25 protein-coding genes are annotated in these 26,143 nt (G+C 55.9%); 10 read left to right on the top strand and 15 right to left on the bottom strand.

The annotated features are described in order from the left end of the window. Positions 1–7: 7 nt before the first annotated feature. Positions 8–880 carry a tagatose-bisphosphate aldolase subunit KbaY gene (gene kbaY / locus AC236I_RS02925; protein WP_048023314.1) on the top strand — a complete coding sequence of 291 codons (873 nt, stop codon included), beginning with the start codon at positions 8–10 and terminating at the stop codon, positions 878–880. 94 nt (positions 881–974) lie between these two features. Continuing rightward, on the top strand, positions 975–2,864 hold the full coding sequence (locus AC236I_RS02920; RefSeq protein WP_015585670.1) for an alpha-galactosidase: 1,890 nt from the start codon (positions 975–977) through the stop codon (positions 2,862–2,864). Between the two features lie 32 nt (positions 2,865–2,896). On the opposite strand, the gene rsmI is transcribed toward AC236I_RS02920, so the two are convergent. Then, a complete protein-coding gene (gene rsmI / locus AC236I_RS02915) occupies positions 2,897–3,757 on the bottom strand; it encodes a 16S rRNA (cytidine(1402)-2'-O)-methyltransferase (RefSeq protein ID WP_015585669.1) in 861 nt (286 codons plus the stop codon). 63 nt (positions 3,758–3,820) lie between these two features. On the opposite strand from rsmI, the gene AC236I_RS02910 reads away from it, so the two are divergent. Genes AC236I_RS02910 through dolP form a run of 4 tightly spaced genes read left to right on the top strand, consistent with a single transcriptional unit; the run spans position 3,821 to position 7,471 of the window. Further along, positions 3,821–5,929, top strand: a complete 2,109-nt coding sequence (locus AC236I_RS02910; RefSeq protein WP_015585668.1) for a penicillin-binding protein activator — start codon at positions 3,821–3,823, stop codon at positions 5,927–5,929. Beyond that, complete coding sequence (locus AC236I_RS02905) at positions 5,887–6,273, top strand: YraN family protein (RefSeq protein ID WP_004868021.1); 387 nt, start codon at positions 5,887–5,889, stop codon at positions 6,271–6,273. The genes AC236I_RS02910 and AC236I_RS02905 overlap by 43 nt, the downstream gene beginning before the upstream one ends. Positions 6,274–6,295: 22 nt before the next feature. Next, positions 6,296–6,886 (top strand): DnaA initiator-associating protein DiaA, encoded by a 591-nt coding sequence (gene diaA, locus AC236I_RS02900; RefSeq protein ID WP_004868024.1) that lies wholly within the window; start codon positions 6,296–6,298, stop codon positions 6,884–6,886. A gap of 9 nt (positions 6,887–6,895) precedes the next feature. Further along, positions 6,896–7,471, top strand: a complete 576-nt coding sequence (gene dolP / locus AC236I_RS02895) for a division/outer membrane stress-associated lipid-binding lipoprotein (RefSeq protein WP_004868028.1) — start codon at positions 6,896–6,898, stop codon at positions 7,469–7,471. Positions 7,472–7,552: 81 nt separating this feature from the next. Here the strand turns inward: dolP and AC236I_RS02890 are convergent, their stop codons facing one another. The 3 genes from AC236I_RS02890 to AC236I_RS02880 all read right to left on the bottom strand — a co-directional run bounded on the left by AC236I_RS02890 (position 7,553) and on the right by AC236I_RS02880 (position 9,812). Next, the gene (locus tag AC236I_RS02890) at positions 7,553–8,590 is read right to left on the bottom strand and encodes a permease (RefSeq protein ID WP_004868030.1); all 1,038 of its coding nucleotides are present in this window, start codon (positions 8,588–8,590) and stop codon (positions 7,553–7,555) included. Positions 8,591–8,637: 47 nt separating this feature from the next. Further along, entirely contained in the window at positions 8,638–9,282 is a 645-nt protein-coding gene (locus AC236I_RS02885; protein WP_015585665.1) for an NAD(P)H-binding protein, read from the bottom strand. A 92-nt stretch (positions 9,283–9,374) separates the two neighbouring features. Continuing rightward, a complete protein-coding gene (locus AC236I_RS02880) occupies positions 9,375–9,812 on the bottom strand; it encodes a YhbP family protein (RefSeq protein ID WP_004868037.1) in 438 nt (145 codons plus the stop codon). Positions 9,813–9,867: 55 nt separating this feature from the next. Between AC236I_RS02880 and AC236I_RS02875 the strand changes: the two genes are divergently transcribed. Next, a complete protein-coding gene (locus AC236I_RS02875; RefSeq protein ID WP_004868040.1) occupies positions 9,868–10,152 on the top strand; it encodes a GIY-YIG nuclease family protein in 285 nt (94 codons plus the stop codon). On the opposite strand, the gene AC236I_RS02870 is transcribed toward AC236I_RS02875, so the two are convergent. Together AC236I_RS02870 and ubiT are read right to left on the bottom strand one after the other, a co-directional pair. Next, on the bottom strand, positions 10,139–10,642 hold the full coding sequence (locus AC236I_RS02870) for a GNAT family N-acetyltransferase (RefSeq protein ID WP_004868043.1): 504 nt from the start codon (positions 10,640–10,642) through the stop codon (positions 10,139–10,141). The genes AC236I_RS02875 and AC236I_RS02870 overlap by 14 nt on opposite strands. Next, complete coding sequence (gene ubiT, locus AC236I_RS02865) at positions 10,636–11,160, bottom strand: ubiquinone anaerobic biosynthesis accessory factor UbiT (protein WP_004868045.1); 525 nt, start codon at positions 11,158–11,160, stop codon at positions 10,636–10,638. The genes AC236I_RS02870 and ubiT overlap by 7 nt, the downstream gene beginning before the upstream one ends. Before the next feature lie 221 nt (positions 11,161–11,381). On the opposite strand from ubiT, the gene ubiU reads away from it, so the two are divergent. The 3 genes from ubiU to AC236I_RS02850 all read left to right on the top strand — a co-directional run bounded on the left by ubiU (position 11,382) and on the right by AC236I_RS02850 (position 14,414). Then, positions 11,382–12,377 carry a ubiquinone anaerobic biosynthesis protein UbiU gene (gene ubiU / locus AC236I_RS02860; protein ID WP_004868047.1) on the top strand — a complete coding sequence of 332 codons (996 nt, stop codon included), beginning with the start codon at positions 11,382–11,384 and terminating at the stop codon, positions 12,375–12,377. Positions 12,378–12,385: 8 nt separating this feature from the next. Then, complete coding sequence (locus tag AC236I_RS02855) at positions 12,386–13,264, top strand: U32 family peptidase (protein ID WP_487608685.1); 879 nt, start codon at positions 12,386–12,388, stop codon at positions 13,262–13,264. A 142-nt stretch (positions 13,265–13,406) separates the two neighbouring features. Next, the gene (locus tag AC236I_RS02850; RefSeq protein ID WP_004868051.1) at positions 13,407–14,414 is read left to right on the top strand and encodes a luciferase-like monooxygenase; all 1,008 of its coding nucleotides are present in this window, start codon (positions 13,407–13,409) and stop codon (positions 14,412–14,414) included. An 83-nt stretch (positions 14,415–14,497) separates the two neighbouring features. On the opposite strand, the gene mtr is transcribed toward AC236I_RS02850, so the two are convergent. The 9 genes from mtr to infB all read right to left on the bottom strand — a co-directional run bounded on the left by mtr (position 14,498) and on the right by infB (position 26,135). Next, complete coding sequence (gene mtr, locus AC236I_RS02845; RefSeq protein WP_004868052.1) at positions 14,498–15,742, bottom strand: tryptophan permease; 1,245 nt, start codon at positions 15,740–15,742, stop codon at positions 14,498–14,500. Between the two features lie 142 nt (positions 15,743–15,884). Further along, on the bottom strand, positions 15,885–17,852 hold the full coding sequence (locus AC236I_RS02840) for a DEAD/DEAH family ATP-dependent RNA helicase (protein ID WP_004868054.1): 1,968 nt from the start codon (positions 17,850–17,852) through the stop codon (positions 15,885–15,887). Further along, positions 17,845–17,925, bottom strand: a complete 81-nt coding sequence (gene yrbN / locus AC236I_RS02835) for a protein YrbN (protein WP_099001532.1) — start codon at positions 17,923–17,925, stop codon at positions 17,845–17,847. The genes AC236I_RS02840 and yrbN overlap by 8 nt, the downstream gene beginning before the upstream one ends. A gap of 102 nt (positions 17,926–18,027) precedes the next feature. Next, positions 18,028–18,912 (bottom strand): lipoprotein NlpI, encoded by an 885-nt coding sequence (nlpI, locus tag AC236I_RS02830; protein WP_004868058.1) that lies wholly within the window; start codon positions 18,910–18,912, stop codon positions 18,028–18,030. 108 nt (positions 18,913–19,020) lie between these two features. Beyond that, the gene (gene pnp / locus AC236I_RS02825; RefSeq protein ID WP_004868062.1) at positions 19,021–21,156 is read right to left on the bottom strand and encodes a polyribonucleotide nucleotidyltransferase; all 2,136 of its coding nucleotides are present in this window, start codon (positions 21,154–21,156) and stop codon (positions 19,021–19,023) included. Between the two features lie 242 nt (positions 21,157–21,398). Continuing rightward, positions 21,399–21,668, bottom strand: coding sequence for a 30S ribosomal protein S15 (gene rpsO / locus AC236I_RS02820; RefSeq protein ID WP_004868066.1), 270 nt, complete (start codon positions 21,666–21,668; stop codon positions 21,399–21,401). 147 nt (positions 21,669–21,815) lie between these two features. Further along, entirely contained in the window at positions 21,816–22,760 is a 945-nt protein-coding gene (gene truB, locus AC236I_RS02815) for a tRNA pseudouridine(55) synthase TruB (protein WP_004868069.1), read from the bottom strand. Beyond that, the gene (gene rbfA, locus AC236I_RS02810; protein ID WP_004106092.1) at positions 22,760–23,161 is read right to left on the bottom strand and encodes a 30S ribosome-binding factor RbfA; all 402 of its coding nucleotides are present in this window, start codon (positions 23,159–23,161) and stop codon (positions 22,760–22,762) included. Before rbfA ends, truB begins: the two co-directional genes overlap by 1 nt. A gap of 289 nt (positions 23,162–23,450) precedes the next feature. After that, the gene (infB, locus tag AC236I_RS02805; RefSeq protein WP_004868071.1) at positions 23,451–26,135 is read right to left on the bottom strand and encodes a translation initiation factor IF-2; all 2,685 of its coding nucleotides are present in this window, start codon (positions 26,133–26,135) and stop codon (positions 23,451–23,453) included. Positions 26,136–26,143 lie beyond the last annotated feature (8 nt).

Raw genomic sequence — 26,143 nt, 5'->3', positions numbered from 1 at the left:
ACGCATCATGAGTATTATTTCGACGAAATATCTCCTGCTGGATGCCCAGGCAAAAGGCTATGCGGTACCGGCATTCAACATTCATAACGCCGAGACGATCCAGGCGATCCTTGAAGTCTGCAGTGAAATGCGATCGCCGGTGATCCTCGCAGGAACGCCGGGCACGTTTAAGCACATCGCGCTGGAGGAGATCTATGCGCTATGCAGCGCTTACTCCACTACCTACGACATGCCGCTGGCGCTGCATCTCGATCATCACGAATCGCTGGAAGATATTACCCGTAAAGTAAATGCCGGCGTTCGTAGCGCCATGATCGATGGTAGCCATTTCCCGTTTGCAGAGAATGTCCGGCTGGTGAAATCGGTCGTGGATTTTTGCCATGCCCGTGATTGCAGCGTCGAAGCAGAACTCGGACGCCTGGGCGGCGTGGAAGATGATATGAGCGTTGATGCTGAAAGCGCTTTTCTGACCGATCCGCAGGAGGCAAAGCGTTTTGTTGAATTGACCGGAGTCGACAGTCTTGCGGTAGCAATCGGCACCGCCCACGGGCTCTACAGCAAAACGCCAAAAATTGACTTCCAGCGTCTGGCGGAAATCCGCGAGGTCGTGGACGTACCGCTGGTGCTGCACGGCGCAAGCGACGTACCTGACGATTACGTTCGCCGCACCATCGAACTGGGGGTATGTAAAGTCAACGTCGCCACCGAGCTAAAAATCGCCTTCGCCGCGGCGGTCAAAAAATGGTTCGCCGAAAATCCGCAGGGTAACGATCCTCGCTACTACATGCGCGTCGGTATGGATGCCATGAAAGAGGTGGTCAGACACAAAATCACCGTCTGCGGCTCAGCCAGCCGTCTACTGCTCCCCGCTGAAGCCTGATCGCTTTCGCAGGCGGTCATGATACGCCTCTGTCCCACAGCGTTATTCACGACAGGATAACGCTGATAAAACGAAAACAAAGGACCTCTGCCCCATGAAAAAAGCGCTCAATGTTTCGTTGCTCGCCCTGTTTATTTCACAAAGTGCCTTTGCGGCGAACTATGCACTGAATAACGACAATATGGCTTTCTCATTCGATGATGCCAGTTCGGCTGTGGTGGTTAAAGATACGCATTCCGGCCATCAGCTGTCGCCCCAGGAACCATTCTTTCTGACGCTACCGGATGAGACCGTTATCCATACGGCTGATTTTAAAATCAGCCACGTTGAGAAAAAAGAGAATACGCTGGTGGTGGAGTACGTCCATCCCGATTTCAACGTGACCATGACGCTGAACCTGCTGAAAGGCAAGTACGCCAGTATCGATTACACCATTGCCGCCGTTGGCAAAGCGCAGAATGTCGCGAAAATCACCTTCTTCCCGACCAAAAAACAGGCGCAGGCCCCTTATGTCGATGGCGCAATTAACAGTTCGCCGATTATTGCCGACACGTTTTTCATGTTGCCGAATAAGCCTGTCGTCAATACTTATGCCTATGAAGGCACCACCAATCTCAACGTCGAACTGAAAACGCCCGTCCAGCCAGAAACACCGGTGAGCTATACCACCTGGTTTGGCACCGTGGCGGAAACCAGCCAGCTGCGCCGCAGTGTTAACCAGTTTATCGATGCCGTTCGCCCGCGCCCTTATAAACCCTACCTCCACTACAATAGCTGGATGGACATCGGCTTCTTTACCACCTACACCGAGCAGGACGTGCTGGGGCGTATGGATGAATGGAATAAGGCGTTTATTACCGGCCGCGGCGTACCTCTCGATGCTTTCCTGCTGGATGATGGCTGGGACGATCGTACCGGCAGATGGTTATTTGGCCCGGCATTCAGTCAGGGTTTCGGCAAGGTCAGGGAGAAAGCGGACAGCCTGCATAGTTCCGTCGGTTTATGGCTCTCACCGTGGGGCGGCTACAATAAACCGCGCGATATTCGCGTCTCTCATGCCAAAGAGTATGGTTTTGAAACGGTCGACGGTAAATTTGCGCTCTCAGGGCCTCGTTATTTCAAGAACTTCAATGAACAGATCGCCAGCCTGATTAAGAACGAACACATCACCTCCTTCAAACTGGACGGCATGGGCAATGCCAACTCACATATTGAGGGTAGCCCGTTTGCTTCCGATTTTGATGCCTCTATCGCCCTGCTACACAACATGCGTAGCGCAAACCCGAACCTGTTTATCAACCTGACGACCGGCACCGATGCCAGCCCGTCATGGCTGTTCTACGCTGATTCGATCTGGCGTCAGGGCGATGATATCAATCTGTACGGTCCCGGAACGCCGGTACAGCAGTGGATGACCTATCGCGACGCGGAAACCTGGCGCTCAATCGTAAGAAAGGGGCCATTATTCCCACTTAATTCCTTGATGTATCATGGTATTGTCAGTGCAGAGAATGCCTATTATGGACTGGAGAAAGTGCAGAGCGACGGCGATTTTGCCGATCAGGTGTGGAGCTATTTCGCGACGGGGACCCAGCTACAGGAGCTGTACATCACGCCGTCCATGTTGAACAAAGCCAAGTGGGACGTTCTGGCAGAGGCCGCAAAATGGTCGCGTGAAAATGCCCACGTGCTGGTGGATACACACTGGGTCGGCGGCGATCCGACGGCGCTTGAGGTGTATGGCTGGGCCTCCTGGAGCAAAGACAAGGCGATACTGGGACTGCGTAACCCTTCCGATAAACCGCAAAGTTACTACCTGAATCTGAAAAAAGAGTTTGAAATTCCTCAGGGCGAAGCAACCCGGTTTACTCTGACCGCTCGCTACGGCAATAACCCAACGGTTCCGGAGCATTATCAGGACGCCGTGGTTATTACGCTACAGCCGCTACAAACGCTGGTTTTTGAAGCCACGCCGATCAAATAAGATAAATGGCCCGGGGTTCCCGGGCCTGTCTCTTATCCCTGCTGCTCCAGCGCATATTTATACAGCGCATTTTTCTTCACGCCGTGAATTTCCGCGGCCAGCGCAGCGGCTTTTTTCAGCGGTAGCTCCGCCTGCAGCAGAGCCAGCGTACGCAGCGCGTCTGCGGGCAGGGCTTCTTCCTGCGCTTTAAACCCTTCGACGATCAGTACCATCTCGCCTTTACGCCGGTTCTCATCCTCTTTCACCCACGCCAGCAGTTCGCCAATTGGCGCGCCGTGAATGGATTCCCAGGTTTTGGTCAGCTCACGCGCCAGCACCACGTAGCGGGACTCTCCCAGCACCGTGCAGATATCTTCCAGGCTTTCCAGTAAACGGTGAGTTGATTCGTAAAAGATCAGCGTACGCGGCTCTTCTTCCAGCGCCTTCAGCGTATCGCGACGTCCTTTTGATTTTGCCGGCAGGAATCCTTCGTAGCAGAAACGATCGGAAGGCAGGCCTGCCGCGCTGAGCGCAGCAATGGCGGCACAGGGGCCCGGAAGCGGCACCACGCGGATATTGGCCTCGCGACAAGCCCGTACCAGGTGATAGCCCGGATCGTTGATCAGCGGAGTCCCGGCGTCAGACACCAGCGCAATGTTCTGCCCGTCTTTTAATTTCGCCAGAAGTGTTTCAGCTTTTTGCTGTTCATTATGGTCGTGCAGCGCAAATAAACGGGCGTTAATCGCAAAATGCTGGAGCAGCAAACCGGTGTGGCGGGTATCTTCCGCGGCAACTAAATCAACGGCTTGTAATACTTCCAGGGCACGCTGCGTGATATCAGACAGATTTCCGATCGGAGTGGGCACAATATAGAGCTGCCCCTGAGAATTATCTGCTGATTCGTGTTGTTTCATTGTCTCGTCCGTATTGCCGAATTAATATTGAGCATTGAGCCAAAAAAATATCACTGGATACATATGGTACCGTCAACATTTCTTCGTTCTAAACCCGCGCGTTGTCTGCCCGTACTGCTGGCTGCTTTGATCTTCGCTGGCTGCGGCACCCATACCCCGGATCAAAGCACGGCGTTTTTACAGGGTACGGCACAGGCAGATTCCAGTTACTACCTACAGCAAATGCAGCAAAGCTCGAATGATAGCAAGACCAACTGGCAATTACTCGCCATTCGTGCACTGTTACAGGAAGGCAAAAAGCAGCAGGCCATCGACCTGTTCAACCAGCTGCCCTCTAATCTCAACGGTACCCAGGCCCGCGAGCAATCTCTGCTGGCCGTCGAAGTGAAGCTGGCACAGAACGATTTCCAGGGCGCTCAGGCGCTGCTGAGCAAGCTCGATCCGGCAAGCTTCGAGACGAATCAGCAGCCGCGATACTGGCAGGCGCAGATTGATGCCAGCCAGGGCCGTCCGTCAATTACGCTGCTACGTGCCCTGATCGCCCAGCAGCCGCTGCTGAGTCAGCCGAAACAACAGCAGCAGAATATCGACGCGACCTGGAAAGCGCTCACCTCAATGACCCAGGATCAGGCTAACGCGCTGATCATCAATGCCGATGAAAACGTCCTGCAGGGATGGCTGGATCTGCAACGCATGTGGTTTGACAACCGTAACGATCCCACCCTGCTCAAAGCCGGCGTGAAAGACTGGCAAACCCGCTATCCGCAGAACCCTGGCGCGAAAATGCTGCCAACGGCGCTGGTGAATATGCAAAATTATAAACCGGCCTCAACCAATAAGATCGCCCTCCTGCTGCCGCTCAACGGCCAGGCCGCCGTCTTCGGTCGTACCATCCAGCAGGGTTTTGAAGCGGCGAAAAATGGCGCGCCGACCGTCACCGGAAACGCCGTTCCTGCCCAGGTTGCGCAGGCCGCCAGTGTCGCCAGCAGCGACGTCGTGAGCCCTTCACAGGCCGAAGTGGGTGACCTGACCTCAACCAATACCGCGCCGGTCCCTGTACAGGCGCCAGAGGCCGATCGGGCGCCGGCTCCGGTCACTGCGCCGACCGCCACTCAGGCTGCCGCGGTGCCGGAGCAGTCAGCCACCAGCGACGCCACCGCCACAACCGCGCAACCTGCGGTCAGCGCACCGCAGACCCAGCCGGTTGCCACCACCCCGGCCAACCCTTCGGCTGAACTGAAAATTTACGACACCACCACGCAACCAATGAGTCAGCTGCTCGCGCAGGTACAGCAGGATGGCGCCACCCTCGTCGTCGGCCCGCTGCTCAAAGATAACGTCGAGGATGTCATCAAGAGCAATACCTCGCTCAACGTACTGGCGCTGAATCAGCCGGAGAAAGTCGAAAATCGCGCCAATATTTGCTATTTCGCCCTCTCCCCGGAAGATGAGGCCCGTGACGCGGCGCGCCATATTCACGATCAGGGCAAACAAACGCCGCTGCTGCTGGCGCCTCGCGGCGCGCTCGGCGATCGCGTGGTGAACGCCTTCGCCAACGAGTGGTTAAAACTGGGTGGCGGAACCGTCCTGCAGCAGCGCTTCGGTTCCGCTTCTGAGCTGAAATCCAGCGTCAACAGCGGTATCTCTCTGAGCGGTACGCCCGTTTCTACGCTGCCGTCAGCGTCTGACAGCAGCCTCGGCAACCCGGAAGATGTCCCGGTCAGCAGTAGCGGTGGCGTCGACGCCGCCTGGATCCTGGCGACGCCGGAACAGATTGCCTATATCAAACCGATGATCGCCCTGCGCAACGGCAGCCAGAGCAATGTCACCCTGTACGCCAGCTCTCGTAGCGCCCAGGGCACTGCCGGTCCGGATTTCCGCCTGGAGATGGAAGGTTTGCAGTATAGTGAGATCCCGATGCTGGCCGGCAGCAACCCGGCGCTGATGCAGCAGGCGCTCTCCGCCGTGCGCAACGATTACTCACTGGCTCGCCTGTATGCAATGGGCGCGGATGCCTGGTCTCTGGCTAACCATTTCGCCCAGATGCGCCAGACGCCGGGCTTCGAGCTGAACGGTAACACCGGCGATCTGACGGCCACGCAGGACTGCGTGATCAACAGGAAATTGTCATGGCTCAAGTACCAACACGGACAGATCGTCGCAGCCAACTAACCAAACAGACCGGAGATGCCTGGGAAAACCAGGCTCGCCGGTGGCTGGAAAGCCGGGGGCTGCATTTTATCGCCGCCAACGCCCGCGAGCGGGGCGGTGAGATTGACCTCATCATGCGCGATGGCGCGGTAACCGTTTTTGTGGAAGTGCGCTATCGGCGCAGCGCAAGCTACGGGGATGCCGCCTCCAGCGTCACGCAAAAAAAACAACAAAGACTCCTCCAGGCTGCTCGCCTGTGGCTCTCCCGGCAGAATGGGAGCTTTGACACTGTGGATTGCCGTTTCGATGTGGTAGCCTTCACCGGAAACGACATCCAATGGCTGAGAAACGCCTTTGGCGAATAGCGTAAATGAATTAAGGGATCCCGTGCTCGATAGAATTAAAGCCTGCTTTACTGAAAGCATTCAAACCCAAATTGCAGCAGCGGAAGCTCTCCCGGATGCCATCTCCCGTGCGGCCTTGACCCTGGTACAGTCGCTGCTCAATGGCAACAAAATCCTCTGTTGTGGCAATGGCACCTCTGCCGCCAACGCACAGCATTTTGCTGCCAGCATGATTAATCGTTTTGAAACAGAGCGTCCTGGTTTACCCGCCATTGCACTAAATACCGATAATGTGGTCTTAACCGCAATTGCCAACGATCGCCTGCATGACGAAATCTACGCCAAGCAGGTTCGCGCGTTAGGCCACGCAGGTGATGTTCTGCTGGCCATTTCCACGCGCGGCAATAGTCGGGACATCGTGAAAGCCGTTGAAGCTGCCGTCACCCGCGATATGACCATCGTCGCACTCACCGGCTACGACGGCGGTGAGCTGGCTGGTCTGCTGGGCCAGCAGGATGTCGAAATCCGCATTCCGTCTCATCGCAGCGCGCGAATTCAGGAAATGCATATGCTCACCGTTAACTGCCTGTGCGATTTGATTGATAACACGCTTTTTCCACACCAGGACGATTAAGGAGAACACATGAAGGCTCTCTCGCCCCTCGCCATCATTCTTTCTGCGCTACTGCTACAAGGATGCGTTGCCGCAGCGGTAGTCGGAACGGCAGCTGTCGGCACCAAAGCCGCCACGGACCCGCGTACGGTCGGTACTCAGGTTGATGACAGTACGCTGGAACTGCGCGTCAACAGCGCGCTGTCGAAAGACGAGCAAATTAAGAAACAGGCGCGGATTAACGTTACCGCCTATCAGGGCAAAGTCCTGCTGACCGGTCAGTCTCCGGTGGCGGATCTCTCCGCGCGCGCGAAACAAATCGCCATGGGCGTCGAAGGCACAACGGAAGTCTTTAACGAAGTGCGTCAGGGCCAGCCGATTGGTTTAGGTACCGCCTCTTCCGATACCTGGATTACGACCAAAGTGCGCTCTCAGCTGCTGGGCACCGATCAGGTCAAATCGTCAAACGTTAAAGTAACGACCGAGAATGGCGAAGTGTTCCTGATGGGTCTGGTCACGGAGCGTGAAGGTCGTGCGGCGGCAGATATCGCCAGTCGGGTAAGCGGCGTATCGCGTGTGACCACCGCCTTTACCTATATCAAGTAAGTCCCCCAAATAGTCCCGGCTCGCGCAATGCTGAGCCGGGTGACGAACCGGGCAAGGCGTTAGCCGCAGCCCGGGATTTCCTCAGAGTAACGCCAGTCCGCCAACCACCGCGCCGCATAGGGCCACCAGCCCACCGGTCAGCCACAGCGCTTTCGCCGGAAAAGCCTTACGCAACATAATCAACGACGGCACGCTGACCGCAGGCAGCGTGATGAGCAGCGCCAGCGCCGGGGCAAACCCCATTCCCGCCAGCATCATGGTTTGGACGATAGGGATCTCCGCCGCGGTAGGGATGACAAACAGACAGCCGGCTATCGCCATCGCCACCACCCAGAACAGGGTATTCCCCACCACGCCATCGGCATGCGGGAACAGCCAGACACGTGCCGCCCCCAGCACCAGGACCGCCAGAATATAGACCGGGATAGTATTCCAGAACAGGGTCCAGAGTGCGCTCAGCCAGCGGGTGAAAAAAGGCCCCTGTGCGGTACCATCGACAGCCGGAAGATCTGACGGTTGCGTTGCCGCCTCTTTGACCCATTTTTGCACCAGCGTCGCCACGATCAACACCGTTGCCAGCCCGGCAGCCAGGCGAATCAACGCAAACTGCCAGCCCAGCACAAAGCCCATAAACACCAGCGTTGCCGGATTCAGCAGCGGGTTGCCCATCCAGAACGCCAGCGCGCCGCCCATCGATACCTGCTGCTTACGCATCCCCGCCGCAACCGGTGCGGCGCAGCAAGTACACATCATACCAGGCAGAGAAAACAGCACCCCTGAGAGCGTACCGCGAAATCGCGATTGGCCCAGCGTACGCAGCAGCCAGTCGCGCGGGATCAGCACCTGAATCAGCGAACCGAGCAGGACGCCCAGCACCGCCGCTTTCCACACCGCCAGGAAGTAGACCACCGCGTAGTCCCATGCCGCTTTTAGCGGGTTGGCGTCGGCCTGGGCCAGGATCGATTTACCGATACTGTGCGTTTCTGCGGCCGTAAACGCCTTGCCATAGTAAGGCTGCCATTTGACGAACCACAGGCCAACGATAACAACGAGAAAAAAGAGTGCGGGCTTCCACCATTGAAACGGTGACGCCGCCTGAGATGAAGACTGACCAGCCATAGCATTCCCCAGGAAAGATGTGGTGATATGATGTGAAGCGCAGAATACTACGCTTCGCTGGCCGCAATTTCACGCAGTTTTGCCGATGGCAGAATCGTCACGCCTTCCCGGCCAGGGGTCAGCGCTTCGCTCAGCATCGCTTGCGCCACCTCATGGGCATGGATAGATTTCCAGTTTCCCGGCAGCAATCGGAATAATGGCGCCAGCACCGCTTCATTTGCCCTTTTTTGCTCTCGATCGCCCAGCAGCATCGACGGGCGCAAAATCGTCAGACGCGTCCACGGCTGCGCACGCAGCGCCTCTTCCATTTCGCCTTTAACGCGGTTGTAGAAGAACATCGAATGCGGATTGGCCCCCATCGCGCTGACCACCAGCATGTGCTTCGCGCCCAGCCGGAGCCCGGTGAGCGCCGTATCCACCACCAGCTGGTAGTCAGCCTGAATGAAGGCGGCTTTGCTGCCCGCGTCTCGCAGCGTGGTCCCGAGACAGCAAAACACGATATCAACAGGGTCAACAACCTGCGCCAGCGCATCGCTCAGCTCAGGCGCGTGGGGATTTAGCACCCCCTCTGCGTCCGCCAGCGGGCGGCGGGTCGCTGCGGTTATCGCCGCAATGTCCGGCGCCTCGATCAGCATTCGAAGTAAGTGCCCACCAACTAATCCGGTAGCCCCTGTTATTAGCACCTGACTCATTATGCCCCCTGAAAAATCAGCCCTTCAGCGGCGGATGCCGCGGTAACAAGAGTATGCGGGAAATGTGAGACTCTGCACGCCCGTGCGGGCTTTCACTCGCTATCCGGGTGACGTAGCCAGTGTAACTTGGTGCCAAACCCCAGCGTGTTATCGGTGAATTTGAGCTCATCCGGGCGGATTTCCCAGACCGGCGCACGCAGCATCCTGGCGATCGGAAAGCGGCTGACGTACCGCGCGCGCATCGTCTCTTCCTCGTGACCTGAAAGACGACGAATTTCACCTTTGAACTGGACGCCGCGAATACGGGCAACGGTTTTCGGCTGGCCATTGACGGTGCCGGCGACCTTTGCGCGCAGGCCGGTCATCTGCCCGTGGCGGGTACTGTCATCACTCAGGAGATAGAAGGCGACGTTTTGCGAGTCATACACATAGAACGCATTGGCGCACCACAGCTCTCCGTCGCTGGCAACGCACCAGCTAATCACATGCTGTTTGCCAAGCCAGCGGCTGATAGCAGCAAGTGTATCCATCTTTACTCTCCGGTATGTTATGGTGCAACTACCTTAACATACCGATCTTTCTACCGTGCGCTGGTTTCTCTATCTGATACGTACCGCCGATAATCGCCTTTACACCGGGATCACTACCGATGTTGCACGCCGTTTTTGTCAGCATCAGGATGGCAAGGGAGCAAAAGCATTGCGCGGAAAAGGCGAACTGCAGCTGGCGTTCAGCCAGGAAGTTGGTGAACACTCACTTGCGCTACGACTGGAGTATCGCATCAAGCAGCTAACGAAGCGCCAGAAAGAGCGCCTCGTTGCCGGAGATGGTTCTTTTGAGACTCTGCTGGAGAGCCTCAGAGGCGGTTAAAGCGATCGCAGTACTCTACCAGCCCATGCACCCCTTCCAGCGCGTCATCGGCCAACGGGCGCACCTGGAACGCCTCGCCGGTATCCGGCCAGCGGCAACGCAGATCGAAGCGGGCAGCCGGCTCAAAGCCGAGGCGGCCGTAGAAGGCCGGCTCGCCCAGCGTCACCACTGCGGCATAGCTAAACTCATTCAATGAATCCAGCCCTTCGTAGACCAGCTGGCTGCCGATTCCCTGGCCGCGATAGTTTTCATCTACCGCCAGCGGCGCCAGTCCGACCCACTGCAGCTCTTCGCCTTCAACGGAGACCGGGCTGAAGGCGACATAGCCAATAACCTGCCCTTCATCATCTGTCGCCACCACGCCCAGCGTGATCAGGCCGTCTTCACGTAAATCGTGCACCAGCTGCGCCTCGGCATCGCTGCCAAACGTACGGCGCAGTAACGCGTCGATTCCCGGTGCATCAATCCCAATTTCAACTCGAATCAGCATGCCTCACCTACCGATGTCTGTTCAGGTTTCCGCGGGCCGTTCAGCCCCGCTTCAACAAAGTCAGCCAGCTGCAGCAGCATCACGCGCAGCGCTTTTGGCATCTGCTCCAGCTCAATGGCATCCATCAGGTTTTTTACATACAGCCCCAGCTCAGTATCACCTTCGATGACCAGCCGACGCTGGAAGAACAATGTATCCGGATCCTGTTTACGCGCGGCGATCATCAGCAGATCGCTGGCATCGGCGCTGAAGCTCACATCCGCTTCGGCCGTAGCGCTGACCACCAGACGCCCTTCGCTCACCGAGGTATACCACAGCAAACCGATATCACGCACATTAATACTTAACCAGCGGCCTTCGAGAAAATCCAGTTCGCCCTCTTCCAGAGCCTGACGAAACTGCCAGCTTAATACCTGCTCCAGCACCTGGCGCTTGAGGGCAAAAGGCGCCAGCTTAACCGGCACGCTCATCAAAGACGGGCCAAAGTGGACCAGCCGGGAACGCAATTTATCCAACACAAGCCTTACTCCATGAAAGCAATAGTTCCGCTATTGTGCCATATCAAATAAACGACATAGCGGCGTAAATCAACAAAATCACCACAACGGGTACCAATTATTGGCGCCGCCAATACGCTTTTAACTGCCTCAAATCAAAAATTGTCACCAGAAGGTTAACTAAAATCCCTGCTCATTAACCCTATCAGCGTCCCTACGGGCCGCATTTTTCAGGAAAAATTATGGAGCTGCTCTGCCCAGCCGGCAACCTTCCGGCACTTAAGGCGGCCATCGAAAACGGTGCCGACGCCGTCTATATCGGGCTGAAAGATGACACCAACGCCCGCCACTTTGCCGGCCTTAATTTCACCGAAAAGAAACTGCAGGAGGCCGTTAGCTTTGTGCATCAGCACCGTCGTAAGCTGCATATAGCGATCAACACCTTTGCACATCCTGACGGTTATGCCCGCTGGCAGCGTGCGGTAGACATGGCGGCACAGCTGGGCGCGGATGCCTTAATCCTTGCCGATATCGCCATGCTGGAATACGCCGCAGAGCGTTATCCGCATATTGAACGCCACGTTTCGGTACAGGCGTCGGCAACCAACGAAGAGGCGGTGCGTTTCTATCATCGCAATTTCGATGTCGCCCGCGTTGTGCTACCGCGCGTGCTGTCGATTCATCAGGTAAAACAGCTCGCCCGCACGACGCCGGTTCCGCTGGAGGTCTTCGCCTTCGGCAGCCTGTGCATCATGGCAGAAGGCCGCTGCTACCTCTCTTCTTACCTGACCGGCGAATCGCCGAATACCGTCGGCGCCTGTTCACCTGCGCGCTTTGTCCGCTGGCAACAAACGCCGCAGGGTCTCGAGTCACGCCTCAACGAAGTGCTGATCGATCGCTATCAGGATGGTGAAAATGCGGGTTACCCGACGCTGTGCAAGGGTCGCTATCTGGTAGATGGCGAGCGCTATCATGCGCTGGAAGAGCCAACCAGCCTGAATACGCTGGAGCTCCTGCCGGAACTGATGGCGGCAAATATTGCGTCGGTGAAAATTGAAGGTCGCCAGCGCAGCCCCGCCTACGTCACCCAGGTGGCGAAAGTATGGCGCCAGGCGATCGATCGCTGCAAAGCCGATCCGCAAAACTTTATTCCGCAATCCGCATGGATGGAGACGCTCGGTGCCATGTCCGAAGGGACACAAACCACCCTTGGCGCCTACCACCGTAAATGGCAGTGAGAAAAGTAATGAAATATTCATTAGGGCCGGTGCTTTACTACTGGCCGAAAGAGACGCTGGAAGATTTTTACCAGCAGGCCGCACGATCCAGTGCTGATACGATCTATCTGGGCGAAGCCGTATGCAGCAAACGCCGCGCCACCAAAGTGGGCGACTGGCTGGAGATGGCGAAAGCGCTGGCGGGCAGCGGTAAGCAGGTGGTGCTCTCCACGCTTGCGCTGGTGCAGGCCTCTTCCGAACTCAACGAGCTGAAGCGCTATGTCGATAACGGTGAATTTCTGATCGAAGCCAGCGACCTTGGCGTCGTCAATATGTGCGCAGAGCGCAAACTGCCTTTCGTCGCCGGACATGCGCTCAACTGCTATAACGCCGTCACCCTGCGTCTGCTGCGTAAACAAGGAATGATACGCTGGTGCATGCCGGTTGAGCTGTCTCGCGACTGGCTGGTGAACCTGCTCGCCCAGTGCGAAGAGCTCGGTCTCCGCGACCAGTTCGAAGTGGAAGTCCTGAGCTACGGCCACCTGCCGTTGGCCTATTCCGCTCGCTGCTTTACCGCACGTTCCGAAGATCGCCCGAAAGATGAATGTGAGACCTGCTGCATCAAGTACCCGAACGGGCGCAGCGTGCTGTCCCAGGAAAATCAGCAGGTGTTTGTCCTGAACGGTATTCAGACCATGAGCGGCTATGTCTATAACCTCGGCAACGAACTGGCGTCGATGCAGGGGCTGGTCGATATGGTGCGCCTGTCACCGCTGGGTAACGATACCTTTGCTATGCTCGATGTCTTCCGCGCCAATGAAAACGGCGCCTCGCCGCTGCCGCTGATCGCCAACAGTGACTGCAACGGTTACTGGAAACGACTGGCCGGGCTGGAACTGCAGTCCTGAAAATAGCTCGCTTTGTTAACAGCATGCTTCGTCTTTTCATGCAGTATGAAAGCTGCAGCTTTTCTGGCTGGCGCTCGCTGAATGCGCCAGGCTGGAAGAAGACCTTCAATCTGATGACGATGCTGTAACAAAGTGAGCCTTTATGACTGACAAATCTATTCCGTTCTCGGTGCTCGATCTGGCACCGATCCCCGAGGGTTCTTGCGCCAAAACGGCCTTCTCACACTCTCTGGATCTCGCTCGCCTGGCTGAAAAACGCGGCTATCATCGCTATTGGCTGGCGGAACATCACAACATGGTTGGCATTGCCAGCGCCGCAACATCGGTGCTTATCGGCTATCTGGCGGCGAATACCACGACGCTGCATCTGGGATCCGGTGGCGTGATGTTACCCAACCATTCACCGCTGGTGATCGCCGAACAGTTCGGTACGCTCAATACCTTGTATCCAGGACGTATTGACCTGGGGCTTGGCCGTGCGCCGGGCAGCGACCAGCGGACGATGATGGCGCTCCGCCGCCATATGGGCGGGGATGTTGATAACTTCCCGCGCGATGTCGCCGAACTGGTGGACTGGTTTGATGCCCGCGATCCCAATCCGCACGTGCGCCCGGTTCCCGGCTACGGAGAGCAGATCCCGGTGTGGCTGTTAGGCTCCAGTCTGTACAGCGCACAGCTGGCGGCACAGCTTGGGTTGCCCTTTGCCTTCGCGTCGCACTTTGCGCCGGATATGTTATTCCAGGCGCTGCATCTCTACCGCACCCAGTTCAAACCGTCCGAGCGCTTAGCGAAACCGTACGCCATGGTATGTATTAATATCATCGCCGCCGATAGCAACCGTGATGCCGAATTCCTGTTCACCTCGATGCAACAGGCATTCGTGAAGCTGCGTCGCGGCGAAACCGGTCAGCTCCCGCCGCCGGTGGAAAATATGCATCAACTGTGGTCCGCCTCAGAACAGTATGGAGTACAGCAGGCGCTCAGCATGTCGCTGGTAGGGGATAAAGCCAAAATCCGCCACGGGCTGGAGTCCATTTTGCGGGAAACCCAGGCCGATGAGCTGATGGTGAACGGCCAGATCTTCGATCATCAGGCGCGCCTGCATTCGTTTGATTTAGCGATGCAGGTGAAAGAGGAGTTGCTGGGGTAGTTTTTTGCCGGATGGCGACGGCGTCTTATCCGGCCTGCTCGCTTCGGTAGGCCCGGTCAGCGTCGCGCCACCGGGCGTTCTGTTTACTGGTAAACAGGCAACAGATTAAAGCTCGACAGGAAATGCACGATGATGTTACCGGCACCAAACAGCAGAATCAGCACAATCATCGGCGTTCCGCCCCAGACACGAAACTGTGGGCTACCGAAGCGCTTGCGCGATGCGCGGGCCAGCAGCGCCGGGACAATCGCCGCCCAGACGGTTGCGGCCAGACCGGCATAGCCGATGGCATACAGGAAACCATTGGGCTGCAGCAGACCGCCAATGATCGGTGGAACAAAGGTCAGAAGCGCGGTCTTAAAACGGCCGAGAGCAGAATCATCAAACCCAAACAGGTCCGCCAGGTAGTCAAACAGTCCCAGGGTGACCCCAAGGAAAGAGCTGGCAACGGCGAAGTTCGAGAACACCACCAGCAGCAGGTCCAGACTACGGCTGTTGAGCACCCCGCTCAATGCCTGTACCAGCACATCTATGTTACCGCCCTTCTGCGCGATGCCGATAAACTCAGGGCGTGGAATGTTGCCCATCGTCACCAGTAACCAGACGACATACAGCCCGAGGGCCAGCAGCGTACCGTACACCAGGCAGCGGATAATGGTCCGGGGATCTTTGCCATAATACTTCATCAGGCTCGGTACGTTACCGTGATAGCCAAAGGAAGCCAGGCAAAACGGCAGCGTCATCAACAGGTACGGCGTGTAGGATGCATTCTTTTCGGCGACGTTAAACAGTGTCGTCGGCTCAACGTGCCCCAGCAGACTTCCAAAGGTCAGGAAGAAGGTAATAACCTTCGCTCCCAGTACGATTGCCGTCATTCGGCTCACCGCTTTGGTACTCAACCAGACGATAAAAGCCACCAGCAGCGCAAAGCCAAAGCCCGCAGCCCGCGCCGGCACATTCAATGAAAGCTCCGCGAAGGTATGGTGCAGTATGGAGCCGCTGGCCGAGATATAGGCGTAGGTCAGGATATAGAGCACAAAAGCGATCGACAGGCCGTTGACCAGATTCCAGCCTTTACCCAGCAGATCTTTCGTGATGGTGTCGAAGCTGGAGCCAATGCGGTAGTTCAGGTTCGCTTCCAGAATCATCAGTCCGGAATGGAGCATGCAAAACCAGGTAAAGATCAGCGCAGCCAGCGACCAGAAGAACCACGCACCGGACATGACCACCGGCAGCGAAAACATGCCTGCGCCAATGATGGTCCCGCCGATTATCACCACGCCGCCAAACAAGGACGGTCGGGTTGCCGTAGTGGTAAGTGTCGCCATTTGCCGAAATCTCCAGTCATTCATGCTTTTCGTTGTTAACGCGCAGCACTGTACCAGTACACGAGTACAAAAGAAATAAAAAAAGCCCCAATCATTACGATCGGGGCTGTATTATTTACTTTACGCTAGCGGAGTGCGCTAATTACGCATCGCCACCGAAACGACGACGGCCAGCGGAATCATCACGGCGCGGAGCCGCAGCGGCATCATCACGACGCGGAGCACGAGCACCGTCACGACGTTCGCCGCTGAAACGACGACCATCACCACGGCCGCCTTCGCGACGCTCACCACCACCGAAGTTGCGGCCGCCTTCACGACGTTCGCCACCGAATGCGCGACCGCCTTCACGGCGCTCACCACCGCCACGACGTTCGCCGCCACGGTCCGGACGCGGCTGAGCATCGCCCAGCAGCTGCATGTTCATCGGCTTGTTCAGGATGCGAGTACGAGTGAAGTGCTGCAGAACTTCGCCCGGCATGCCTTTCGGCAGTTCGATCGTGGAGTGGGTACCGAACAGCTTGATGTTACCGATGTAACGGCTGCTGATGTCGCCTTCGTTAGCGATAGCGCCAACAATATGACGAACTTCAACGCCATCATCGCGGCCCACTTCAATGCGATACAGTTCCATATCGCCCACGTCACGACGTTCGCGCTTAGGACGATCTTCACCGCTACGCTCCGGACGGTCGCCACGCGGGCCACGGTCGTTGCGGTCGCCACGGCGCTCGAAACGATCGTCACGGTCGCGGAATTCACGCTTAGGACGCATCGGCGCATCCGGCGGCAGAATCAGCGGACGTTCGCCCTGAGCCATTTTCAGCAGAGCTGCGGCCAGAGTTTCGATATCCAGCTCTTCACCTTCAGCAGACGGCTGGATTTTCGCCAGCAGCGCACGGTACTGATCCAGATCGCTGCTTTCCAGCTGCTGCTGAACTTTAGCGGCAAATTTTTCCAGGCGGCGTTTGCCCAGCAGTTCTGCGTTCGGCAGTTCTACTTCCGGAATCGTCAGCTTCATGGTGCGTTCGATGTTACGCAGCAGGCGGCGTTCACGGTTCTCAACGAACAGCAGCGCGCGGCCAGCACGACCCGCACGACCGGTACGGCCGATACGGTGAACGTAAGACTCGGAGTCCATCGGGATATCATAGTTAACAACCAGGCTGATACGCTCAACGTCGAGGCCACGAGCCGCAACGTCGGTCGCAATCAGGATATCCAGACGACCATCTTTCAGACGCTCCAGAGTCTGCTCACGCAGCGCCTGGTTCATGTCACCGTTCAGCGCGGCGCTGTTGTAGCCGCTACGCTCCAGCGCTTCAGCCACTTCCAGGGTCGCGTTTTTGGTACGAACGAAGATAATCGCCGCATCAAAATCTTCCGCTTCCAGGAAACGCACCAGCGCTTCATTTTTACGCATACCGTAAGCAGTCCAGTAGCTCTGGCTGATGTCCGGGCGAGTCGTGACGCTGGACTGGATGCGCACTTCCTGCGGCTCTTTCATAAAGCGGCGGGTAATGCGACGGATCGCTTCCGGCATGGTGGCAGAGAACAGAGCGGTCTGATGACCTTCCGGGATCTGCGCCATAATCGTTTCTACGTCTTCGATGAAGCCCATACGCAACATTTCGTCAGCTTCATCCAGTACCAGACCGCTCAGTTTAGAGAGATCAAGAGTACCGCGCTTCAGGTGGTCCAGCAGACGACCCGGGGTACCCACAACGATTTGTGGTCCCTGGCGCAGAGCACGCAGCTGCACGTCATAACGCTGGCCGCCGTAAAGGGCTACCACGTTTACGCCGCGCATATGTTTAGAGAAGTCCGTCATTGCTTCAGCGACCTGTACCGCCAGTTCGCGGGTCGGCGCCAGCACCAGAATTTGCGGTGCTTTCAGCTCAGGATCAAGATTGTTCAGCAGCGGTAAAGAGAACGCTGCGGTTTTACCGCTACCCGTCTGGGCCATACCCAGAACGTCGCGGCCGCCCAGAAGATGCGGAATGCACTCAGCCTGGATCGGAGATGGTTTTTCGTAACCCAGATCGTTAAGCGCTTCAAGGATGGGAGCCTTCAGGCCCAGATCTGCAAAAGTGGTTTCGAATTCAGCCATGTAGTACGTGTGCCTCAAAATTAATGGCGGCCAGTCTACATAACTCAACGTGAAAATTTAGAGTAATTTTCATTGAAAAGTGTGAACCGGCTCAAAGTAGGTGTATTAACGAACAACAACGCCCTCACCCGTTAAGGTGATGGCAAACAAAAAAATGGGCTGATGTGTTCGTCAGCTATTGCTGGTCCGATTCTGCCAGGTCATCTTGCTCCTGGCCCAAGAGCGATAATTCCAACAATGCGTATCGGTGCTCAACGTAGTTGTGAACGTTGTTTGCGACCGCCAGTTTGAACAGTGCCGTAGCGCTGTCCTTGTCCCCCAGACTTAGGTAGTACTTACCTAAATAGAAGTTGGTTTCACTGAGATGCTCAGCGAGCGAGGTGTTATCCGTTGCGTCTGCCTTCAAACGGTCCATCAACGTTTTTTCGTTGATGTCGCTAAGGTAGAACTCGACAATGTTCCATCCCCATTGTTCTTTATCCGATTTGTCGAAGCGCTGTTTCAGTGCTTCAAGCGCCTGCTTCTCGTCGAGTTTACGCTCAGCGAGGTAAAGCCACAGGCTACGGAAAGGATCATTGGGATCGTCTTGATAAAACGCCAGCAGATCATCTTGCGCTAACTTAGCGCGACCGCCGTAATAAAGGGCGATACCGCGATTTAAGTGCGCGTAGTTGTAAGTTGGATCAAGCTCAAGTACAGAATCAAACGCTTCATAGGCAGCATCAAAATTGCCTGCCTGCGTTAAATAAATGCCTAAGTAATTGAATACTTCAGGCATATCAGGTCGGATTGCCAACGCTTGTGAAAAATCATTTCGCGCTAATGCCCTCAGACCGAGACTATCATACAACACTCCGCGCTCATATAAAAGCTGTGCGCGTTCGTCATCGGTTAAAGCCCGACTGGCAAGAATTTGTTCCATGCGCGCCAGAATCACTTCTTGCTGCAAAGTCGGTTGCAATGGCACCGCGAGGACTGCGTCCTTACGCCAGGCAGAGTTGCTGCATCCTGCCAGCGTGAGAGCTGTCGCCACGAAACACCAGCGCAAAAAAGGCTTCATTTCCCACTCCCGAAGACAACGATTGGATGAACGTCCAGTTCCCCGGCTGCAAACAGGGCGTCCTGCCCGTAATACGCCCTCCGCCAACGCGGAGGGCAAACGGCAACCTTACTCGCCTTGCTCAGCAACCGGAGCTTCCGGTGCAGCGGCAGGCTGAGTCTGTTCAGCTGCTTCTTTAATGCTCAGACGAACGCGGCCCTGACGGTCAACTTCCAGAACTTTAACCGGCACTTCCTGACCCATCTGCAGGTAATCGGTCACTTTCTCTACGCGCTTGTCAGCGATCTGAGAGATGTGGACCAGACCTTCTTTACCGCCGCCGATGGCAACAAATGCGCCAAAGTCAACGATACGGGTCACTTTACCATTGTAAACGCGGCCAACTTCGATCTCAGCCGTGATCTCTTCGATACGACGGATAGCGTGCTGCGCTTTATCGCCATCGGTTGCTGCGATCTTCACGGTACCGTCATCTTCGATTTCGATGGTAGTACCGGTCTCTTCAGTCAGCGCACGAATCACAGAGCCGCCTTTACCGATCACGTCTTTGATCTTGTCCGGGCTGATCTTGATGGTGTGGATACGCGGTGCGAATTCAGAGATATCGCCGCGCGGCGCGTTAATCGCCTGCTCCATTACGCCCAGGATGTGCAGACGTGCACCTTTCGCCTGGTTCAGTGCAACCTGCATGATCTCTTTGGTGATGCCTTCAATTTTGATATCCATCTGCAGCGCAGAGATACCGTCGCGGGAACCCGCCACTTTGAAGTCCATATCACCGAGGTGGTCTTCGTCACCCAGAATGTCAGACAGAACGACGTAGTTGTCGCCTTCTTTCACCAGACCCATCGCGATACCCGCAACGGCAGCCTTCACCGGCACACCAGCATCCATCAGCGCCAGAGAAGCACCGCACACGGAAGCCATGGAGGAAGAACCGTTAGATTCGGTGATTTCAGATACCACGCGAACGGTGTACGGGAATTCTTCGGTGGTCGGCATCACGGCCAGTACGCCGCGCTTAGCCAGACGACCGTGACCGATTTCACGACGCTTCGGTGAACCCACCATGCCAGTCTCACCGACAGAGTACGGAGGGAAGTTGTAGTGGAACAGGAAGGAGTCAGTACGCTCGCCCATCAGTTCGTCAATGTTCTGCGCATCACGTGCGGTACCCAGGGTCGCAGTCACCAGCGCCTGAGTTTCGCCACGGGTGAACAGTGCGGAACCGTGAGTACGCGGCAGTACGCCAGTACGAACATCCAGACCACGAATCATATCTTTTTCACGGCCATCGATACGCGGCTCGCCTGCCAGTACGCGGCTACGTACGGCATTTTTCTCGATAGCGTGCAGGATTTCACCCAGTTCGTTAGCATCCAGGGTTTCGTCTTCAGCAATCAGAGTCGCGATAGTTTCCGCTTTGATCACGTCAATCTGAGCGTAACGCTCTTGTTTATCAGTGATACGGTAAGCATCGCTCAGACGCGCTTCGGCCAGGGCAGCAACGCGCGCATTCAGCGCTTCGTTGACGGCTTCAGGCTGCCAGTCCCAGCGCGGTTTACCCGCTTCTTTAACCAGGTCGTTGATGTTCTGAATGACAATCTGCTGCTGCTCGTGGCCAAAGACCACCGCACCCAGCATCTGGTCTTCGCTCAGCAGTTCAGCTTCAGATTCAACCATCAGCACGGCCGCTTCGGTACCGGCAACCACCAGGTCCAGCTTACTTTCTTTCAGCTCATCCTGAGTCGGGTTCAGAACGTACTGGTCGTTGATATAACCAACGCGAGCAGAACCGATAGGACCGTTGAACGGAATACCTGACAGAGACAGCGCTGCGGAAGCACCAATCATCGCCACGATATCCGGGTTAACCTGCGGGTTAACGGAAACAACGGTAGCGATAACCTGAACTTCGTTGACGAAGCCTTCCGGGAACAGCGGACGAACCGGGCGGTCAATCAGACGCGCGATCAGGGTTTCGCCTTCGCTTGGACGGCCTTCACGACGGAAGAAACCACCCGGGATTTTACCTGCTGCGTAAGTACGCTCTTGATAGTTAACAGTCAGCGGGAAGAAGTCCTGACCTGGCTTCGCTTTTTTCTGACCAACAACGGTAACGAATACCGCAGTGTCATCCATGCTAACCATGACAGCAGCAGTGGCCTGACGAGCCATCATGCCGGTTTCCAGCGTTACGGTATGTTGGCCGTACTGGAATTTACGAACGATCGGATTTAGCAAAATTCTATCCTTTATATCAATAGGTGACGCGATATCCACGACATAGCGTCAGTTGACCCGATCTCCTGCATCCTCGCGACTAATGACAACCTTTACCCGCACCTGCGGATCAAGCCTCTCATTAGCCGCGCGAACCTCTGCACGAAGATCATTAATAGCAACAATACATGAGTTTTTAGTGAATTGCTGCCGCCTGGTCGAAAAAAGGGGCCCTGAGGCCCCTTTTTCTGAAACTCGCAGAATTAGCGACGCAGACCCAGACGCTCGATCAGCGAAGAGTAACGTGCAACATCTTTACGTTTCAGGTAGTCGAGCAGTTTACGACGCTGGGAAACCATGCGCAGCAGACCACGACGGCTGTGGTGATCTTTTTTATGCTCGGAGAAGTGACCCTGCAGATGGTTAATCTGTGCAGTCAGCAGTGCAACCTGAACTTCGGTAGAACCGCTGTCGTTTTCGCCACGACCAAACTCAGAAACGATTTTTGCTTTAGCTTCAACGCTTAGAGACATTTTAAAACTCCAGATTTAAAAGAAAGAAAGGGTGCCGATCTCTAATTCAGCGACCCCTGATGCAACGCCCGAAAATGTTAAAACACTTTTGCGGACGTTAAGCGGCGATATTCTACCCGCAGCCGGCTTTTATCGCAAGAACAGCCCTCAAGCTGGGTATTCGACAACCAGACGACGCGGCGCCACGCGGCCTTCATCGTCAATCTCACCCATACCGAGAAACTTACCCTCTTCACCTTCAGTGACCCGCACCAGGCCCTGTAACGGGGCGCCTGCTGTACGGACCGGGTTGCCATTCTTAAAGTAAACAGCCGATGTTTCGGGAATGTTAACCAGAGGATAGTCCGACGCCGGGCTGTCCATCGGCATCAGCAGCGGATCGAGCAGCTGCGCGGCAGGAATATCCTGCGCCATGGCCTGTTCAACCAGCGCCTGCAGCTGCTCCAGCGTCACCATCCGCTCAACCGGATATTTGCTGACGGCCAGACGACGCAGATAAATAACGTGTGCGCCACAGCCCAGTTTCTCACCCAGATCGTCAATAATCGTCCGGATATAGGTGCCTTTGGAGCAGTGAATTTCCAGCTCCAGCTCATCCCCTTCGTGGCGGATAAACAGCAGCTCATAGACGTTAATCGGCCGGGCTTCACGCGGGACGTCAATCCCCTGACGGGCATATTCGTAGAGCTTTTTCCCCTGGTATTTCAGCGCCGAATACATCGACGGTACCTGTTGGGTTTCGCCGCGGAAACTGTCCAGCGCCGCCGCCAGCTGTTCGTCGCTGAAAGTCAGCGGGCGCTCTTCCACCACCAGGCCATCGGCATCAGAGGTGTCGGTACGCTGTCCGAGCTTCGCAATCACACGATAGCGCTTATCGGAATCCAGCAGATACTGGGAAAACTTCGTGGCTTCCCCGAGACAAATCGGCAGCATGCCGGTTGCCAGCGGATCCAGCGCACCGGTGTGCCCTGCGCGATTCGCGTTATAGATACGTTTGACTTTCTGCAGTACATCGTTGCTGGACGCGCCCTGAGGTTTATCCAGCAACAGCACGCCATGCACATCGCGACCGCGACGACGAGGACGACTCATCAGTCCTCCTTGCTGTCGTCCGGGTTCACACGACGCTCATCGTCATGCTTCACCACGCTGGTCACCAGGTTAGACATACGCATCCCTTCAACCAACGAGTTGTCGTAGAAGAAGGTCAGTTCCGGCACGATACGCAGTCGCATCGCTTTCCCCAGCAGGGAACGGATAAAGCCGGATGCTTCCTGCAATGCTTTGATACCGGCTTTCACCGCGGCTTCGTCTTTGTCGTTCAGAAAGGTTACGAAGACTTTGGCATAAGCCAGATCGCGAGACATTTCAACACCAGAAACGGTGGTCATCATGCCCAGACGCGGGTCTTTAATTTCGCGCTGCAGGATGATAGCAATCTCTTTTTGCATCTCCTGAGCCACGCGCTGCGGGCGACCAAATTCTTTCGCCATAATAAATTCTCCAGATAAAGACAAAAAAGGGGCCATAAGCCCCTTTTTAGAATTATTGCCGGGTGGCGCTATGCTAACCCGGCCTACGCTAGTCAATCGTCTAAGGATGTTGGGTGGCAACAAGGCGGCAGGCTCGTGACAAATTCATCGGGGACGAATTTGAACAACCGAAGGCTGGCCTCCGGTGAGAGAGACAGAGGTCTCTCATCAATCCCCGGGAGCATAGATAACGATGCGACCGGGGCGAGCGAGCGCAGCCAACGCGTGGCGGCCCAAAAACCGACGAAGATTAGGCGATGGTACGCTGGATCTCGATGATTTCGAACACTTCGATCATATCGCCAACGCGAACGTCGTTGTAGTTCTTCACGCCGATACCACATTCCATACCGTTACGGACTTCGTTAACGTCATCTTTGAAGCGGCGCAGGGATTCCAGCTCGCCTTCATAGATAACCACGTTGTCGCGCAGAACGCGGATTGGGTTATGACGTTTGATCGTCCCTTCGGTAACCATACAGCCCGCGATAGCGCCAAATTTCGGCGATTTAAAGACATCACGGACTTCAGCCAGACCGATGATCTGCTGTTTCAGTTCCGGAGAGAGCATACCGCTCATCGCCGCTTTCACTTCGTCGATCAGGTTATAGATGACGGAGTAGTAGCGCAGATCCAGGCTTTCCGCTTCGATAACTTTACGTGCAGATGCATCGGCACGTACGTTGAAGCCGACCAGGATGGCGTTGGATGCCGCAGCCAGGGTCGCGTCGGTTTCGGTGATACCACCTACGCCAGAACCGATGATCTTCACTTTGACTTCGTCGGTAGACAGTTTCAGTAAAGAGTCGGAGATCGCTTCGACAGAACCCTGAACGTCCGCCTTCAGTACGACGTTCACTTCGTGAACTTCGCCTTCAGTCATGTTAGCGAACATGTTCTCGAGTTTAGATTTCTGCTGGCGCGCCAGTTTAACTTCACGGAATTTGCCCTGACGATACAGCGCAACTTCACGCGCTTTCTTCTCGTCACGAACAACGGTCACTTCATCACCCGCAGCCGGAACACCGGACAGACCGAGGATTTCCACCGGAATGGACGGACCCGCTTCCAGAACTTCCTGACCCAGTTCGTTACGCATCGCACGAACGCGACCGTATTCGAAGCCGCACAGAACGATGTCGCCCTTGTGCAGAGTACCTTCGCGAACCAGAACGGTTGCTACCGGACCACGACCTTTATCCAGGAAGGATTCGATAACCGCGCCGCTGGCCATACCGTTACGTACAGCTTTCAGCTCCAGAACTTCAGCCTGCAGCAGGATAGCATTCAACAGATCATCAATACCGGTACCCGCTTTCGCAGAAACAGGGATGAACTGAGATTCGCCGCCCCACTCTTCCGGCATAACGCCGTACTGAGACAGTTCGTTTTTAACGCGATCCATATCCGCTTCAGGTTTGTCGATCTTGTTGACCGCAACCACTACCGGCACCTGAGCCGCTTTTGCGTGCTGGATAGCTTCGATAGTCTGTGGCATCACGCCATCGTCGGCAGCAACAACCAGAACAACGATATCCGTTGCCTGCGCACCACGAGCACGCATTGAGGTAAACGCAGCGTGACCCGGAGTATCCAGGAAGGTGATCATCCCGTTTTCGGTTTCAACGTGGTATGCACCGATGTGCTGGGTAATACCACCCGCTTCGCCGGATGCCACTTTGGTTGAACGAATGTAGTCCAGCAGAGAGGTTTTACCGTGGTCAACGTGACCCATGATGGTCACAACCGGTGCACGGGCTTCTGCCGCCGCGCCGGTATCACGGTCGCTCATTACCGCTTCTTCCAGCTCGTTCTCACGACGCAGGATAACTTTGTGGCCCATCTCTTCGGCAACCAGCTGTGCGGTTTCCTGGTCGATGACCTGGTTGATGGTTGCCATCGCGCCCAGCTTCATCATCGCTTTGATGACCTGAGAGCCTTTGACCGCCATCTTGTTAGCCAGCTCGCCAACGGTGATGGTTTCACCGATGATAACGTCACGGTTTACAGCCTGCGCAGGCTTCTGGAATCCCTGTTGCAGAGAAGAACCTTTACGCTTGCCGCCTTTGCCGCCACGAACGGCTGCACGGGCTTCTTCACGATCGGCTTTTGATTCGGCGTGCTTGTTGCCTTTCTTCGGACGCGCAGCTTTGCTGTTGCGACCGCGGCCACGGCCGCCTTCTACTTCGCGATCGTTATCATCTTCAGCCTGACGAGCGTGCTGAGACGTCGTCACGTGATAATCGCTGGTTTCTTCTGGAGCTTCTGGCGTTTCGGTCCAGTTCTTTTCGTTTTCTGCAGCCATACGGCGTGCTTCGTCCGCTACGCGGCGCGCTTCTTCTTCAAGCTTGCGACGTGCTTCTTCTTCCGCTTTACGTTTCAGCTCTGCTGCTTCGTTTTCACGGCGGATCTTTTCAGCCTGGGCGCTTTTTGTCATGTCGTCGGTTTGTTGATTGCTCACTTTGTCTTTTTCCGCAGCTTCACGTTTCGCTTTCTCAGCGACTTCACGTTTAGCTTGTTCTGCGGCCTCACGTTCAGCTTTTAATTGCGCCTCTCGCTTGGCAGCTTCTTCTGCCTCGCGATGGGCTTGCTCTTCCGCTTCACGCTGCGCCTGCTCTTCCGCGGCAAGGCGTTCTGCCTCTTGCGGGTCGCGTTTCACAAAGGTGCGCTTCTTGCGGACTTCGATTTGTACCGATTTACTTTTACCACCGGTACCTGGAATATTTAACGTGCTGCGCGTTTTGCGCTGCAGCGTCAGCTTGTCGGGCGCCGAACCGTGTTCACGGTTCAGGTGCGTCAACAAGGTCTGCTTCTCTTGCGCCGTCACAGAATCATCAGCCGATTTGCGAATCCCTGCATCAGCAAATTGCTGTATCAGGCGATCCACAGAGGTCTGAATCTCTGAGGCCAGCGCTTTAATGGTCACATCTGTCATGCTGTTCC

This window comes from Klebsiella sp. Sb-30 (assembly GCF_057652795.1).
The sequence above is the reverse complement of the archived record's forward strand: the minus strand, read 5'-3'. Positions and strand labels throughout refer to the sequence as shown.

Bases quoted from the DNA above. Each gene is read 5' to 3' on its own strand.
- rbfA (WP_004106092.1), bottom strand. From the start codon at position 23,161: ATGGCGAAAGAATTTGGTCGCCCGCAGCGCGTGGCTCAGGAGATGCAA.
- ubiU (WP_004868047.1), top strand. From the start codon at position 11,382: ATGGAGCTGCTCTGCCCAGCCGGCAACCTTCCGGCACTTAAGGCGGCC.
- AC236I_RS02880 (WP_004868037.1), bottom strand. From the start codon at position 9,812: ATGGATACACTTGCTGCTATCAGCCGCTGGCTTGGCAAACAGCATGTG.
- AC236I_RS02855 (WP_487608685.1), top strand. From the start codon at position 12,386: ATGAAATATTCATTAGGGCCGGTGCTTTACTACTGGCCGAAAGAGACG.
- AC236I_RS02910 (WP_015585668.1), top strand. From the start codon at position 3,821: ATGGTACCGTCAACATTTCTTCGTTCTAAACCCGCGCGTTGTCTGCCC.
- AC236I_RS02885 (WP_015585665.1), bottom strand. From the start codon at position 9,282: ATGAGTCAGGTGCTAATAACAGGGGCTACCGGATTAGTTGGTGGGCAC.
- truB (WP_004868069.1), bottom strand. From the start codon at position 22,760: ATGAGTCGTCCTCGTCGTCGCGGTCGCGATGTGCATGGCGTGCTGTTG.
- rpsO (WP_004868066.1), bottom strand. From the start codon at position 21,668: ATGTCTCTAAGCGTTGAAGCTAAAGCAAAAATCGTTTCTGAGTTTGGT.
- nlpI (WP_004868058.1), bottom strand. From the start codon at position 18,912: ATGAAGCCTTTTTTGCGCTGGTGTTTCGTGGCGACAGCTCTCACGCTG.
- AC236I_RS02905 (WP_004868021.1), top strand. From the start codon at position 5,887: ATGGCTCAAGTACCAACACGGACAGATCGTCGCAGCCAACTAACCAAA.
- rsmI (WP_015585669.1), bottom strand. From the start codon at position 3,757: ATGAAACAACACGAATCAGCAGATAATTCTCAGGGGCAGCTCTATATT.
- infB (WP_004868071.1), bottom strand. From the start codon at position 26,135: ATGACAGATGTGACCATTAAAGCGCTGGCCTCAGAGATTCAGACCTCT.
- AC236I_RS02870 (WP_004868043.1), bottom strand. From the start codon at position 10,642: ATGCTGATTCGAGTTGAAATTGGGATTGATGCACCGGGAATCGACGCG.
- AC236I_RS02890 (WP_004868030.1), bottom strand. From the start codon at position 8,590: ATGGCTGGTCAGTCTTCATCTCAGGCGGCGTCACCGTTTCAATGGTGG.
- mtr (WP_004868052.1), bottom strand. From the start codon at position 15,742: ATGGCGACACTTACCACTACGGCAACCCGACCGTCCTTGTTTGGCGGC.
- yrbN (WP_099001532.1), bottom strand. From the start codon at position 17,925: ATGAAAATTACTCTAAATTTTCACGTTGAGTTATGTAGACTGGCCGCC.
- dolP (WP_004868028.1), top strand. From the start codon at position 6,896: ATGAAGGCTCTCTCGCCCCTCGCCATCATTCTTTCTGCGCTACTGCTA.
- AC236I_RS02850 (WP_004868051.1), top strand. From the start codon at position 13,407: ATGACTGACAAATCTATTCCGTTCTCGGTGCTCGATCTGGCACCGATC.
- AC236I_RS02920 (WP_015585670.1), top strand. From the start codon at position 975: ATGAAAAAAGCGCTCAATGTTTCGTTGCTCGCCCTGTTTATTTCACAA.
- kbaY (WP_048023314.1), top strand. From the start codon at position 8: ATGAGTATTATTTCGACGAAATATCTCCTGCTGGATGCCCAGGCAAAA.
- AC236I_RS02840 (WP_004868054.1), bottom strand. From the start codon at position 17,852: ATGGCTGAATTCGAAACCACTTTTGCAGATCTGGGCCTGAAGGCTCCC.